This window comes from Aquibacillus salsiterrae (genome assembly GCF_028416595.1).
GTDB lineage: Bacteria > Bacillota > Bacilli > Bacillales > Amphibacillaceae > Aquibacillus_A > Aquibacillus_A salsiterrae.
The window spans coordinates 1-15,122 of sequence record NZ_JAMQKC010000035.1 but is presented as its reverse complement, the minus strand read 5'-3'; the positions used below and the strand labels follow the sequence as shown (position 1 = coordinate 15,122).

Below are 15,122 nucleotides of genomic sequence, written 5' to 3'. Positions count from 1 at the left end.
AATCGTTTCCCTTATAAACATAGTTTCATTATACCCGACGGGAAAGTTGAAATCAATTATTTTTAATATTCAATTTATTTTAGGTCACTACATTTGCGTTTTTTAAATTAGAACGTTGTAAAATCAACATTTTCGAGTGCAAAAAAGCAGTTTTTGATCTGTTTTTCTCAAAAACTGCCGAAACTTGGGATAGGGACATGGGGACAGGAAACATAGCCGTCAAGCTAAGAAATAGAATAGTTATTACAAAAATGGATAAGCTCTACTGAAATACTTTAAATACAAAATTTTCCAGTAAAGGGTGTTCTTTTGATTTTAGTGTCAAGAGAATTTTTTTAAAATCCCATTAGGTTGTAAACGTTGCTTTGTAGGAGAGGTTAAGAATGTCAAAAGGACTGAGATGGTTACTTCTATGTTCTTTCCTTCCGTGTCGATAGACGTTTTCATAAACGGTTTTGATTACATCGATGACAGACTTAATCCTGTTGAAATGGCACGAGCCAAAAACGGAAGCGATTGTTTTGCCTGCTGAATCCCTTTATATTCACTGCCCTCCATGGCGTGTTTTTGATAAAGGAAATAGCGACATTGAAATGCCATCATGGAAGATAGAAGAATGCGAATTAAAGTCCCATACAAGTGACACTCAAAACGTTCCTGCTTCATCGCTCGAACGTTATCAATCTCAAATAAAGATTTCCAAGTTTTAAATAGAAGTTCCACTTGCCACCTTAACGAATACAATGGGTAAAGCTCTTGAGGTTCTAAGTGTTCTTGTGTTACATTGGTGACAAGAACTTGGATAGCATTTCTTTGTGAAGCAGATTGGGCGGGTTTCCCTTTCTGCTTCTTTTTTTGTAGAAATGCTTCTCGGCGTTGACATTGTTCCTTGGTTAGTTTTTGAACCACAACTCTGGAATCTAAGCAGTTTCAAGGGTCTGTCCCTACACGAATAAATCCATAATCAATGGTCTCACCGGGGGACAGATTTTCCCCATCTTGTATAGGATCAACTTGAAGCCAACCTTTGTGTGCATCCCATAACCAGAGCTTTATATTCGTTGGTATCCGACTAATATAAGACGCTCCTTGCTTGTGAATTTTCTTTAGATTCTTAGCTGAATAGTAACCAAGATCCCTTAAACAGAGATCTCCTGGTTGGAGGGACACTTCTACATCGAGCGCGGCTTTTCGGTCACTAGCCTTTCCATGATGCACAGAGGTATGAAGAAATCGGCCTTGATACCATTCATATTCAAGCTGTACCTTCACACCAGAGTCTTGCGTACCGGGATAATCTGGATATTGATTTGGTAATTGGAAAGATGTGGAATCCGTAATCCTTATCCGTGAGAACATGCGATTCACATCGATTGGAGCAACAAACCAGTCTTGTTTAGCTAACAATTGAAAGAAAATCTCTTTAAGAAACGCTATCGCTTTTTCATTAAAGCGATTATCTAGTGCCTGTTTGGAAAGAGATGTGTTAGATTGATGAGAAAGTGTGCCACATAGTTCTTGTAAACTGTCATCACTTACGGAATCTTCTAAAAGTGAACAAAGCACAAGAAAATCTTCAGGCTTTAACTTGCCTTTACGTTGAACAAATTTTGTTTCTCTAGCCAATACACGTAGCGCTGACTTGGATATCGTAGAATAAATAGCTTGTGCAAAGGGAAGAATGTCTTCACGCATATTCATGAAAAATCATCCTTTCTTGGTGAATTCACCTGAAGGATAACAAACAATTCCTCGTTTTTTAAATTCTGTGCTTAGCTTGACGGCTATGGGGACAGGATTCGTGTCCCTCCCAACTTCAACTTTGTCTCCATTTCACGACTTAAAATCGAGCATACAGAACATCATTATTTATGGTACGGTTCACCGTAACGTTGGATAGGGTAAACTAGTTAATAATCAGCTAGATTTTACGGTAAAGCTTACTTCTTTACTAGAATACTGGAATAAATTCAATGGTGGCGTACACTAAAGTTTCTGTAAACGTTAAAAATATCCATTTCCCTGCCGATATAACATATAGACAGAGGGTAAGGAGTCTTTCACATATGATAATCAATCATAATGTAACAGCACTTAACACATTTAATAAATTAAATAGAAACAGTAACAATACGACTTCAACCATGGAAAAGTTATCTTCTGGATTACGAATAAATAAAGCTAAGGATGATTCAGCTGGCTTAGCAATATCTGAGAAAATGAGGGCTCAGATCAGGGGACTCCAACAAGCACAAAGCAACATTCAAGATGGTATCTCACTGATACAAATTGCTGAAGCTGGATTAGGGAATATTCAAAACTCTAACCTTCAAAGACTAAGAGAATTAGCTGTTCAATCTGCAAATGATACACTTACAGACGATGATAGGAAACAGATCCAACAAGAGGTTATGCAAATAAAAAATGGGATTAATGAGATAGCGAATAATACTGAATTCAATGGCATTAAACTACTTAATAGAGATAATGGTGATTCAATCTCTACCACAACCACCGAAATTAATACCAGTCCCGATGTAACTGCTTGGAATCAGTACTCAACAGGTGATACACAAACTCCTAATGGATTTGCATGGAATGGAAATCAGTACGTCACTGTCGGTACCAATGGGTCAATTCAGACTTCAAACGATGGGAAAACGTGGACTAGTCAAATCTCTGGAACTAATAGCCATCTTGAAGATGTTGAATGGAATGGGAGTCAATTTGTTGCTGTTGGTACTGGAGGAGCAATTCTTACTTCTTCAGATGGAGTCAATTGGAATCCAGAATCTTCAGGAAATAATACTGAAAATATATATGGTATTGAGTGGAATGGAAGTAGTTATGTAGCTGTCGGTTCAAATGGAACTATTCTAACCTCAAATGATGGTTCATCTTGGTCTACTGAAAGTTCCGGAACTACCGATCATCTATATGACGTTAAGTGGAACGGCAGTCAATTTATCGCTGTAGGTGACAACGGAAATATTCTTAGTTCTACAAATGGTACTTCTTGGACAAGTGAAACCTCAGGAACCTCGAGTTCTTTATTCGAGGTAACATGGAACGGCAGTCAATACGCAGCAGTAGGCTCAAATGGAGCTATTTTAACCTCAAGTGATGGTTCATCTTGGTCTAGCCAGAATTCTGGATTATCTTCTACTGAGGGGCTTCTATCGATTGATTATGGAAATGATAACTATGTAGCCGTTGGTACAAATGGAAATATTATCACTTCAAGTGATGGTGTTTCTTGGACAATTCAAGATTCCGGATATTCAAATACATTAAACGATGTCTTTTGGAATGGCTCACAATTCACAGCAGGTGGAAACATGGGGGCTGTTCTTGTTTCTGGAGAGAAAACTACCAGTACGACAACTACCACAACAAATTTAAAAGAACAACCTCTTCTATATTTACAAGTAGGAGCAAACTCTGGTGATTCATTTCAGGTGAATTTAACTAATGTAACTACAATAGGTCTAGGCATAGCTAATATTGACCTTACAAATAGACAAGATGCAGAATCAGCAATTTCAAAAATCGACGAAGCATTAAAAAAAGTATCATCAGAGCGTGGAAAGTTTGGGGCTTATCAAAATGCTTTAGAACACATACATAATAACAGCTCAAACTATGAGATAAATTTAACTGCCTCTGAATCTCGAATTCGCGATGCTGATCTAGCTAAACAGATGATGAAATTTACTAAAGAACAAATATTAAGTCAGGCCTCCCAAGCAATGCTCACCCAAGCAAGTCAACAACCCCAGCAAGCATTACAGCTATTAAAATAACGAATCCATGAATTGGGTTCGTTTCTTGTTGACTCGCTTTATACATTTCAACTACCGATTTTCTATTGCAAGATACACAGAAGAAGATGGACTGTGTAAGCCCATCTTCTTCTCTACCATAAGATACTACCTTACAACTTCTAGCAGTTTCTCATAACTGTTGACGACATCATACCTTAATTGCCCTGTGTTTAACTTTTCAAAGTGCTTGCGGGCGCACTCAATCTTAGCCTTCTCCACTTCCCTTAATTCTAGTGATTCCATGGAACCCTTGGTTTCCGCAATGAAATAAATGTGTTTTAAGTTACCCTCATTAAATACGATTGCCCAGTCAGGGCTGTAGTTACCCAGTGGCGTTGGAATAAAAAATCCCCGTGGGAGCTTGGCATACACTTGAACTTCCTTACTTACATCCATTTCCTCGGCAAAGCTATGTTCGATTTTCGAGTCTGTTACTACATAATCAAAGATATGCTTTTCTACCGGGAAGGCGTTCTGTCCAAGTTGACCTTTTAGAGTATTATGTGTGAATATTTTCTCTTCAAATGTTTCATTAACCACATCGTATGTAAGTGATTCTACAATAGTCGTTGCTTTTTGTTCATTGATGAGCCGAGCTGATCGGATAATAAATTCTTCTGGGTTTTTTCTAAATAACGCAAATGTGTTTGGTTTTATACCAGTGAGAATGCCGACCACTGTCTTCCTTGTCAGGCGTGTTTCATCCATTATCTTACCAATAAGATCATACTTAATTCTCGAATATATTGTACCCTTCATATATTCTGTCTGTGATTCTCGTTGAACAAATGCTTCGCCTTTCTTCAACTGATCCTTGGAATCGATTTTTTTCATTTCACCTTGTATAATTGAATAACGTACTTCCGGCACTCTTAATTCAGAATCCAAAGCCCAAATACATTTACCTACCAATTCTTCGGAGTTAAACTGTACCGTATATACGGTCTTTTTATTGATTTGATTCCAAAGTTTTTGGAACTCTTTTTTATGAAAATTATCGTTTGGTTTTAACTTCTCTACATTCTTGCTTCTTCCGTCTTCTGTTATGTCTTCTTTTCCGGCCACATAGATTGTTTTGATTAACTCTATTAATGATTTCTGGTAGCTTTTTAGTTCCGCAGGTAAAATTACTTCTTCCTTATCAGCGGACTCAATATAATTGACCGTCAGTTGATCGTTATCATCTATGTACCCTTGTCTGATAAGTGTTCGATGCAGCTTGTTTGCCATTAGTTCATCAATATGCAAATTCTCTCCCCGACCGTTAGTTAGCACTCTATCCAAAAAGAAATTTACATCAGCTTTCCTTGGACGTTCGGAAAGCGTCTCAGCTATCTCTCCTTGTAGCTGTTTAGCAAATTGTTCATACGATTCGCTAGCGATAACTGTTAGAGCATTGATCTCATGGACATCGATTCCAGGGACACTCGAATCAATCCGATCCCCATTTTTATCGATACATAACCTTAATCCCCGTCCTACTTCCTGTCGTTTTTTTATCGTTGAATCACTATGCTTCAGTGTGCATATTTGAAATACATTAGGATTATCCCAGCCTTCTTTTAAAGCTGAATGAGAAAAGATGAATCGGGTTGGTTCTTCTAAGCTAAGTAAACGTTCCTTATCCTTCATAATTAAATCATATGCATCCACATCGTCAGAGTCTGTTTGTCTACGGGTCAACTTGGGATCAACCATTCGTCTGCTTTTCTTATCAATTGAAAAATAACCTTTATGAGTTGCCTCAACCCTAATGTTGTTTAAATATTCAATATACGGATCACCTGTAAACAAAGACAATTCTTCGTTTAATAGTGCCATGTATTCATCTTCAAAAATATCCATATATATTCCGTTTTGTTCATCTCCAGCCTTGTCATATTTCCGATATTTCGCCACCTCGTCAATAAAAAACAGCGTAAGTACTTTAATTCCCCTATGATAAAGTTCCCGCTCCTTTTCTAAATGAGACTTGATAGCTTCTCTAATCTGAATCCGACGGAAATGTAACTCATTGACATCTCCTTGGACTTCACCAGCTTTTAACGTTATTCCGTTTGAAAAGTGAATAACATTCCTCTGTCCGTTGATTTCCGAAACTCTATATCCTTTGTATTGTTCTAGTTGACCTGAAAGTTGATACAAATCATCATTTACACGGACTTTTTTAGATTTCTTTCTCAAACCGCTCTTTGCTCGGATTTCATATTCAAGACGGGCGACAGGAGCATGTTTATCGCTAACATCAATACCTTCAAGATACAAATAACTCTCTGTTCCACCTGTTCCCTTAATTGAAATACCTTTAACACTGATTTTTTTAACCAACTTCATATTGTATGCATCGAGTGCATCCAATCGATACACCTTGTTATATTCTTCTCGATGGGTCGCTGAATACCTTAATGTGAACAAAGGATTAAATACTTTAAGTGATTCCTTTGTTTTTGGCCCTTCGACTGATTGTGGCTCATCAATAATCAAAATCGGATTGGTGTCGGCAATAACATCAATCGGTTTCCGTGATTGAAACTCATCCAGTTCATAATAAATGCGCCTAGCATCTTTGCCCCTAGCTGCGAAAGCTTGTGAGTTGATAATCATGACGTTTATACCAGCATCACTGGCAAACTTATCTATATGGTGTAACTGTTTAGAATTGTATACAAAATAACGTGCCTTTGTACCATATTCATCCATGAAATGATCCTCAGTTATCTGAAATGATTTGAGCACACCTTCCCTAATTGCAATAGAAGGAACAACGATGATGAATTTGCTCCAACCGTATTTTTTATACAGCTCGTACATTGTGCGAATGTAAGTGTAAGTTTTCCCAGTCCCAGTTTCCATTTCGATTGTCAAATTGAACTTGCCTTCAAGCTCCTCAGATTGCTTTAAGCCGTTTTTTCTTTGAACTAATTTAATATTTTCTAAGATTTCATAATCATGTAATTGGATTTTGTTGTTTTTGAAACCTATATTTTCTATTTCCTTAATTGATCTAAAGTCAAATTTAAATTGCTCGTGTTTCTGTCTTTTTCCCTTATCAAGGGTAAAACGTGATTGTTCATTGGGTTGTCCCTCAAAACATGCTGCTATACTTTTTACAGCATTTTGTTGGAATGGTTGTTGCTTAAATTTAATTTTCATATGTATACCCTGCCTCACAACACTTTAATTTCAGTATTTGGGGATAACATTTTGAATTTTTCCTCCACGTTAATGCGTGCGGAATCATCTTCAAAACAACTATCCCTAAACACCACTCTTAGTGGTTGAGCCTTTGCAATTTCTTCAATAGTTGATTCCGAAACATTCTCGTCAAAACAAGCAATAAGGGAATTATTAGCTACATATAGAACTTCTTTACCTTCGATCTGTCTCGTTTCCATGTGTAGCGAAAGCTCTAATCCACACTCTAGCATGACTTGGGCAAGTAAGTCATCCCCTGTGCGATCTTTCTTTATATTGGATATTAGATCATCCATTTCTGTTTGTCCTAATTTATCTGGGGAATAGTAGACATCTTTCATATTAGATGTGTCCAGCTTAAATACCCTAAATCCGCAATCAAATTCTGATTCTGTTTCTTCTTTAACTTTCTTGGCTGCTCTGCGAATCCGTTCTTTACCAATTTCACAAATATTCATATAACCCGCTCTGTATGCTTCTGATTTTACATCCGTTTCCTCGGGGAGTTGAACCATGATATATTTTCGGTCACCACCATCTTGAGCATTTAGTCGCATTACTGCATGGGCAGTGGTAGCTGATCCTGAAAAGAAATCAAGAACTATTGAATCCTTGTCGCACCCCTGCTGTAATATATTCATAACTAATGATACTGGTTTTGGAAAATCAAAGTACTTACCTTCAAACAGTGCTCGAACTTCCCTGCTTCCATTTAAGGTGAAACCAACATCTTCAGTTAAGATTGACGAAAAACCAGTAAACTTACTATTAAGTTCTGATAAATACTTTTTCTCACGTGGTCTGCCATTGTCTTTGGTCGGAAAAATTATTCTACCCTCATTTATTTTCTGCTTCATTGTTTCCTTTGAATATCTCCAACCACTATCTTCTGGACAATTAAACATCCTATTTGTTTCAGGGTCATAAATAGGATAATGAAGGTTTGGTCTTTGTGATGAATTTGCAAGCCCCAGAATACTGTTACTCATCCATGCTCCTCTTGGATCTTTATCGGGATTGGAGTATTTTGATAAGTCAATCATCTTCCCTCTCAATTTAAACTTTTCAATATTTCTACTAACTATAATGACGTATTCATGATCATTTGATAAACCGGTTTTATTTCTACTATCTACAATTTGTCTACTTTTCCAAATGAAGACTCCTAACATATTTTGCACTCCAAAAATTTCTTCGCATATCTTCTTTAAGTTAGAAACTTCACCATCATCAATACTAATAAATATAACCCCGTCATCTCTTAATAGGTTTCTTGCGATTTTCAACCTTGAATACATCATCGTCATCCAATTGCTATGAAATCGACCGCTTGAATCAGTATTATGAAACATTCGATTACCGCCCTCATCTGCTTGTCCCGACTCTTCCAGATACTCATCAACTGAACCTTTGAAATTATCTTTATAGATAAAGTCATTACCTGTATTATAAGGCGGATCGATATATATGCATTTAACCTTATTCAAATATGATTCCTGCAATAGCTTTAGAACCTCAAGGTTATCTCCTTCGATATATAAGTTTCCAGTGTTGTCCCAATCTTCACTTTCTTCTTTAACTGGCCGCAGGGTTTTATCAATAGGTGTATTGGCATTAATAATTGCTTCTTTCTTTCCAGGCCAGTTCAACTGATAGCGTTCCTTATCACCTTCTACGAGATTGCTGGAGAGTTCCTGTCTTAAAAGATCAAAGTCTATAGCACGCTCAACTTTACCACGATCATCCTTTGTTTCCGTAATAACATTCGGAAACAGCTGAGCGATGTTTTCAATGTTTTTTTCTGTTATATCAACTGATTTCATCAGTAATTTATGCATAGTCTTTGATTTACCCCCTATCCCATTCTTATCAAGACTATTTAGTACCTTTTTCTCTGATGCTCTTTACCTATATTTAATAAAAAATAGTACTCATCCTAATGTTTCATTCTACATAAATCTCTTAATTTCCTCTTTTTTGTGTAATAAGCTCTTTGATACTTACAATAAAACTCTATTATTTACAAGTTTAGCAATTTATCAAATCTGCATCATTGCTCCCACCAGCTGGAAATCTCCAGATCAGTTATTAGTTGTTTCTATTGTCCGAAAAAATCCAACAAGATTTCCCTCTCCACCACCATTCATATACTAAAAGGGGTACCCCTTCCGTTTCACGCCCCACCCCTTTTTATATAAGCCGTTGTTTATCCACTTGGATAGACAGCGGTTTTTTATTTTTACAGAGACGACACGCGTGGTGAGAGGAGCGCACTAAAGAAAGGAGAAAATGCATGAATCATTCATTAGCTTGCATCCTTGTCAAAGCAAAAGAAGTAAACAAATGGGTTCCGGCCAAGTATCTAGCTAAGTACGACATTCAAAAGGTTGATCTTCTTAACCTTGAGGATGAGGGATTGATTTTGATTACAAAGAGCCCATCTGATGGTTTGTTATTGAAACTAACCTTAAAGGGCTACCATTACTTCAAATAAGGAACAAGGGCTTTGTGTGGCTGTCTAAAACAATTTTGAGGAGGAAGTTTGTATGCAGAAAAATATAACGACCAAGCATCATAACCAGTTTTTTGATAGGAGCATCTCAATTCCAGAGATTCGATCAATCTATCAATCTTTATTAAGTCAGTATGAGGACGTATCAGATGAAATTGAAGAAACAGTTGATCGTAACGATTATGTTAAATTGTCTCATCTACTTGTTCAAAGGAGCAAAATCCAATCAGCGATTGAAAATATTGAATCAATACATGAAGATGACCTTGCTACTGGCCTATCTTTTAATGGACGAATTGCGAGATTGTTAAATAATGTTGCTGATATTACCCAAACAAAAGGCGAAGACGTATTGGATGCGGTAACAAGTAGTTTAGAAAGAATGAATCAATCCGCACAAAGTATGGCAACGAAGGCAACATCAATGTCTACTAAAACCTTTGACAAAGGGAATCAGCTTAGTCATCAAGCAGGCACATTCCTTGTTCATAAAACATCGAAGAGTTTAGCGAAATTAGCAGATACATTTCAAAAAAGATCTTAATCCATTGAAAGGAGGTGAAAACAATATGAAGACGAGTAAACATTCATCAATAAATAACATCGTGCCATTCGCTAGTAGTGATATCTCTAATGTATCTTCACTACCAAATGTCGTCGTATCAACTTCTGAATCCAAACGTCGTATTGAGGAGCTTCAAACATTCGTTGAAGAGGTAATGGTTAAAGGCGTTGACTATGGGATGGTAGATGGATTCTCAAAACCGACACTGTTAAAGCCTGGAGCAGAAAAGCTGTGTGATGTATTTGGCTTTACAAAGACAGTAGAAGTAGTTAATCGCATTGAGAAATGGGATGCTGGGGTATTTGCATATGAAGTTAAAATGACACTCACAAGCAAGGGCAACGGAGTCATTGAAGCTGAAGGACTTGGAACATGCAATAGCAAGGAATCATCGTTTCAGCAACAAGATCCTTATACCATCGTCAATACGATATTGAAGATGGCCAAGAAGCGTGCCTTGATTGATGCCGTTCTATCTGCAACACGTTCTAGCGGTATCTTCACACAAGATATTGAAGATTTTCCTACAAACTCTAACATTAAAGGGGGTGATGAACCTATAACCAAACGTCAGCTGCACAAAATCTATCAAATCGTTGCTGAGCTTAATATGCGCCATGAAGTCGCAAAAGAAATGTTGAAGATGAAGTACAACGTCGATCACAGCACAAAGCTAAGCAAGCAACAAGCATCTGATTTCATCCAAGACTTAATGCATTTAAAAGATGTGTTTAATGAGGAGGAAAACATGAATTTGCAAATTGAAAAGGAATGAATCGCTCATGGGATATCCAAAATATTCGATGAGCTTTTTTATGCACAAAAAAGATGCGCTCATCCGCCAATGAACTCATCTGCAAGAATTAATCTTATGAACAGTATACCGTAGCACAGACATTCACTCAATGGGAGGGACGATCATCGTCTCTCCTTTTTAATTCAATCATACAAAATGGAGGAATATATAATGAACAATACATTCGATAAAATGACATTTAAGGTGTTACTAGCAACAACAATGCGTGAAAAGGAAGATGGTTATGTCGTCAGCGAAATCTTCAACCGCTACCCATCCATACAAGAATTACTTGATGTAACTGAAGAAGAGCTGTTGACGATAAAAGGTATCGGCAAAGTGAAGGCTAAACAGATCGTAGCTGCTCTGAAATTAGCAAGAATGCAACCTACTCCTGTTGAAGATCGTTTTACGATTCGTTCACCTGAAGATGCATATACATTCTTAAAGGATATGCAGTACCTAACGCAAGAACATTTTGTCGTACTCGGACTAAACACCAAAAATGAAATTCTGTTTCGAGAAACAGTCTTTGTTGGATCGTTGAATGCATCTATTGTGCATCCACGTGAGACATTCAAGCATTTAATCCGTCGTAGCTGCGCTAGTGCCATTGTTGCACATAATCATCCATCAGGGAATCCACAACCAAGTAGAGAAGATATTGAGGTGACAAAGCGCCTTAACGAAGTTGGAAAGGTTGTAGGCATCGAAATCCTTGATCATATCATCGTCGGACAAGAACAATATACCAGCTTGAAAGAAAAAGGATATTTATAAAATCAAAAGTTGATTCAGGGAAACACTGACTTACTAAAGTACCTGTTTTTTTTATGTCTGTAACCCTAATAAAGGGTTGCAGACAATTCTGTTGTTTATTCTTAAGTGAATATTATTTATTCATAAATAGGTTCTAACAAGTAGCCATCTCCTTCACATAAGGAACATTTGACATTCTGATAAAAGCCCCTATTTAATGATCTGCGACTGGATAAATACCCAGAAGGCAACTTGTCATCTTCTCGATCATAAGCATTCTCACTTTCATAAATCCGTATGGTTCCATCACCATTACAAGTAGTACATTTAGTATGCCTCAAATCTTTTAATCGCTCTTTATCCATGGATATCCTCCTCATAAATAGATTATTTAGAAGAGGATATGATGATGGTTCTAAGTATATTACATTTAAAAAGTTATTTTAAAAGAATCAAAAACTTTATTTGTTATCTCTCTTTTTTTATTTTAGCTAATGGGCTGATTTTTTACTTTTGAGAGTTTTTCCCTCCCGCTTCCTATCTTTTTTATAAATAAACTGGGGGTAGCAACATTTAATCTATCAATAGTAATCTCCTAAAAATGTAACACTGAACTACATTTATATGAATGTCACTAGTATATGTTGTTTAATTCAAGTATCCATATGGAACTGTATCCCTTGATATATAAGGTACTAAGAGACATTGCATTGTCTTACATCACTCGTACAATTATCGCTCCTGTTCCATTTGATTGATTATTTTTACTTAATTCTAGGGAAATGATTTCCTGATTACAGAGAAATCCTCCTTCCGTTAAAATGGGTAAATAGCATTTAGCCATATTATCTATGTCTTTTGAGGCAACACCACCGCGGAATTCTAATTTCACTGAACATTGATGCGGAGATTTAATCTGAAACCCTTCTTTCTGTAAAACATCAGAAACATGAAGATGATAAAACTCGTGTAAGGGATAGAAATAAACATCATCTTCTGCATTTAGTACATACGGCATGCGTTTCGGAACGATATACGTATTAAATCCTCTTACCGATACAAGTGTCTGGTTTAGTGCTAAGTCATTAATTGTGATATCAATAAGGTCATGTGGACGAACTTTTGTTGCTCTGGGAGTAAGACGATACTGAACGTATTTTATTCTGCAATGGTATATATCTGCATCGTTAAAAATGATTTCTCCGTTAATTCCATCAAGAATCGACTTCATCGTCTCCAGCAAAGGTAGATCAGCCAACATACGTGGTGTTCTAACCACAATATTAATAGAATATTGGCCCTTTTTTAATGGAGTTTGGATACCCACTTTCATCATCTGCGTGCGTAATATCATTGAGATCTTCCCTTGAAAATCCATCATATCTATGTGCTGCAAGCGCTCTGAGCCAACCTCACTAAAATGTGGCATCTCTAATGGTTGATCATATATTTTTATAATCTTGCTTTTATCATGCTCAATCGCTATTACTTTGTTTTGTATGATTGCAGTTGAATTTATTAGTTTACTCATAATATCATGTACTTCTTTTTATTTATCATCTCTTGCTTTTCAAACTTCTTTCCAGATAACAAAAATGGACGTAAGATTAATCTGTTTTCTAAATCTCTTGACGATTCTATAAATCCATAGTCTCCCATAAACACCCCACTTTTGAAAATAGCAGGTACAACTTTCACATGCTTTTCCTTAAGTAGACTAAGTATGACTGTAATAACTTGTTTCTCTGTTGCCTTCACATTGTAGCAAAATGAGGCATCCACAGTAATTTTATGAGTTTGTTTATCAATACTGATTACATCTGGATTAATTCCACCAAAATACTCAAGCCAACAATGAGAATATAAGAGGATAAAAACTTTCACCTTAAGTAAACTCCATCTTCTTCTGGCTGTTGCTGTATCTCTGAGCATTTTATTTGTAATCGCTTCTGAAGGAATCATTATGTATCCATGATTCCTAATCTTCAAAATCCCAGAATGGAACTTAACGTCTTCACGACTTATATATTGTTGAGTAGGGATACAATAATCCGGCACCGTTAGTAGCTCTGCTTGATACATTTGGTGCTTGTTTTGATTTGATCTCTTTATAAAATGGTTTTGTTCCAGCCAGTACAAAGACTTGTTTAGAGAAGCTCTAGACATATTTAAATTGCTCTGTATCGTTGATTTGGCTTTTTTAATCCTCATGTACTTCCACTCAAATGACCTACATAAATACAGGTAAAGTTTAAGCGTCAATACATCAGGGAAATCCGGATACGCATCCGAAAAGATTTTTCTCTGAATTATAAACTGCCCTTTTGAAGATAAAAGGAATTGCGGATTACTTGAGTTAACAATATAATTTTTTAAATTCATCTACGTCATCCTTTGTTTTGTTTTTGAAATATGATTTAATTTTTAATATTTATTTGCATTAATTATATGAGATTGATATAATTTTTGTAAAGTAATTTGTAGGAGGATAAAAAATGTCAGTTATCAAAATTGATACAAATGATTTTCAACACCTTAAATATTGCTCATTAGGAAAAAGATTGAAGTTTTTTAGACAAAAAATGATGCAGTTCCATGACAGCGGAGAATATACAATAACCTCGCTTGGCGAGAGGCTTAAAGTTACTCCTCAGTCTATCTCTGCCATTGAAAGAGAGGATTCTAAAAATCCTTCTTTTCTTCTAATTCACAAATTAACTAAAGAGTACCGTGTACCACTAGAATCAGTGACAGATGATTTCTATCAAGGTGAGGAAAGACTTTTTACAATTGGTATTCCTGTAGAAATAGATGCAGTTGATATCGATCTTGAAGATTTGAAAGTAGAAACAGCATTTGCACAAAATGATTCAGATCACAATGATGACTTTTTCGAAAGTGAGGTAACGACTGGGATATTATTTTACAAAGCCTATGATAAAGACTTAATACAACCAATTTTCCACAAACCCCTAAACGACTTTAAAAGTTACGAATTAGAATCACTAATTGCTAGATTAATTTTCGAAACAACTAGTTATTCATCGGGTACATTTGATCACATACCCTCTCATCCTATACTTCAAGCACGTGAAGTATTAACCCAACAACAAGAGTTACTCTCAGCGAAAAACTTAGGAAAATTGCTTCAAAATCTTAGTAAGAGGTAAGAAAGGAGGTCGCTGTTCATGAGGAAGCCACCCTTTGGTTATGAAATTAGTTACAATAGTCGTCTTCGAAAAGATTGGTACTATGTTGTCGAAGATATGCGCCATATTGTTCATAACATCTTCTTAGATTTGCGTTATCTCAATAACTTAGACAGTATCTCCAAGTCACTAAACTGTATATAGTAATCTAAAAGTGGGCCACAAAAGTCATTGAAAACTCCCCCAGTAGGTTATAATAGCCCAGTAGAAATAAATTAATTGATTTCTAGTGGGGAGACTGGAGCGATGATTAACTTGAAAA

The 15,122-nt window shown here is 36.3% G+C and carries 14 protein-coding genes; 7 read left to right on the top strand and 7 right to left on the bottom strand.

The annotated features are described in order from the left end of the window. Nucleotides 1-459: 459 nt before the first annotated feature. Together NC799_RS17340 and NC799_RS17335 are read right to left on the bottom strand one after the other, a co-directional pair. Nucleotides 460-909, bottom strand: coding sequence for a transposase (locus tag NC799_RS17340; protein ID WP_272447688.1), 450 nt, complete (start codon nucleotides 907-909; stop codon nucleotides 460-462). 21 nt (nucleotides 910-930) lie between these two features. Then, entirely contained in the window at nucleotides 931-1,701 is a 771-nt protein-coding gene (locus NC799_RS17335) for an IS4 family transposase (RefSeq protein WP_272447687.1), read from the bottom strand. 365 nt (nucleotides 1,702-2,066) lie between these two features. Between NC799_RS17335 and NC799_RS17330 the strand changes: the two genes are divergently transcribed. Then, a complete protein-coding gene (locus NC799_RS17330) occupies nucleotides 2,067-3,803 on the top strand; it encodes a flagellin N-terminal helical domain-containing protein (RefSeq protein WP_272447686.1) in 1,737 nt (578 codons plus the stop codon). 126 nt (nucleotides 3,804-3,929) lie between these two features. On the opposite strand, the gene NC799_RS17325 is transcribed toward NC799_RS17330, so the two are convergent. Both NC799_RS17325 and NC799_RS17320 read right to left on the bottom strand, forming a co-directional pair. Beyond that, a complete protein-coding gene (locus NC799_RS17325) occupies nucleotides 3,930-6,977 on the bottom strand; it encodes a type III restriction-modification system endonuclease (RefSeq protein ID WP_272447685.1) in 3,048 nt (1,015 codons plus the stop codon). Between the two features lie 14 nt (nucleotides 6,978-6,991). Beyond that, nucleotides 6,992-8,857: a site-specific DNA-methyltransferase gene (locus NC799_RS17320; RefSeq protein ID WP_272447684.1), complete on the bottom strand. Its 1,866-nt coding sequence runs from the start codon at nucleotides 8,855-8,857 to the stop codon at nucleotides 6,992-6,994. Between the two features lie 455 nt (nucleotides 8,858-9,312). On the opposite strand from NC799_RS17320, the gene NC799_RS17315 reads away from it, so the two are divergent. The 4 genes from NC799_RS17315 to radC all read left to right on the top strand — a co-directional run bounded on the left by NC799_RS17315 (nucleotide 9,313) and on the right by radC (nucleotide 11,672). Next, nucleotides 9,313-9,513 carry a hypothetical protein gene (locus NC799_RS17315; RefSeq protein ID WP_272447683.1) on the top strand — a complete coding sequence of 67 codons (201 nt, stop codon included), beginning with the start codon at nucleotides 9,313-9,315 and terminating at the stop codon, nucleotides 9,511-9,513. A gap of 52 nt (nucleotides 9,514-9,565) precedes the next feature. Further along, complete coding sequence (locus NC799_RS17310) at nucleotides 9,566-10,075, top strand: hypothetical protein (protein ID WP_272447682.1); 510 nt, start codon at nucleotides 9,566-9,568, stop codon at nucleotides 10,073-10,075. Nucleotides 10,076-10,100: 25 nt separating this feature from the next. Next, a complete protein-coding gene (locus NC799_RS17305; protein WP_272447681.1) occupies nucleotides 10,101-10,871 on the top strand; it encodes a hypothetical protein in 771 nt (256 codons plus the stop codon). Between the two features lie 192 nt (nucleotides 10,872-11,063). Continuing rightward, the gene (gene radC / locus NC799_RS17300) at nucleotides 11,064-11,672 is read left to right on the top strand and encodes a RadC family protein (protein WP_272447680.1); all 609 of its coding nucleotides are present in this window, start codon (nucleotides 11,064-11,066) and stop codon (nucleotides 11,670-11,672) included. A gap of 116 nt (nucleotides 11,673-11,788) precedes the next feature. Here the strand turns inward: radC and NC799_RS17295 are convergent, their stop codons facing one another. From NC799_RS17295 to NC799_RS17285, 3 genes are all read right to left on the bottom strand, one after another. Continuing rightward, entirely contained in the window at nucleotides 11,789-12,016 is a 228-nt protein-coding gene (locus NC799_RS17295; protein WP_272447679.1) for a hypothetical protein, read from the bottom strand. A 350-nt stretch (nucleotides 12,017-12,366) separates the two neighbouring features. Then, nucleotides 12,367-13,182, bottom strand: a complete 816-nt coding sequence (locus NC799_RS17290; RefSeq protein WP_272447678.1) for a hypothetical protein — start codon at nucleotides 13,180-13,182, stop codon at nucleotides 12,367-12,369. Further along, the gene (locus NC799_RS17285; protein ID WP_272447677.1) at nucleotides 13,179-14,033 is read right to left on the bottom strand and encodes a DUF3116 family protein; all 855 of its coding nucleotides are present in this window, start codon (nucleotides 14,031-14,033) and stop codon (nucleotides 13,179-13,181) included. The genes NC799_RS17290 and NC799_RS17285 overlap by 4 nt, the downstream gene beginning before the upstream one ends. A gap of 113 nt (nucleotides 14,034-14,146) precedes the next feature. Here NC799_RS17285 and NC799_RS17280 point away from each other — a divergent pair, with 113 nt between their 5' ends. Both NC799_RS17280 and NC799_RS17275 read left to right on the top strand, forming a co-directional pair. Continuing rightward, complete coding sequence (locus NC799_RS17280) at nucleotides 14,147-14,821, top strand: helix-turn-helix domain-containing protein (RefSeq protein ID WP_272447676.1); 675 nt, start codon at nucleotides 14,147-14,149, stop codon at nucleotides 14,819-14,821. An 18-nt stretch (nucleotides 14,822-14,839) separates the two neighbouring features. After that, nucleotides 14,840-15,004, top strand: coding sequence for a hypothetical protein (locus tag NC799_RS17275; RefSeq protein WP_272447675.1), 165 nt, complete (start codon nucleotides 14,840-14,842; stop codon nucleotides 15,002-15,004). The last annotated feature ends 118 nt before the right edge of the window (nucleotides 15,005-15,122 follow it).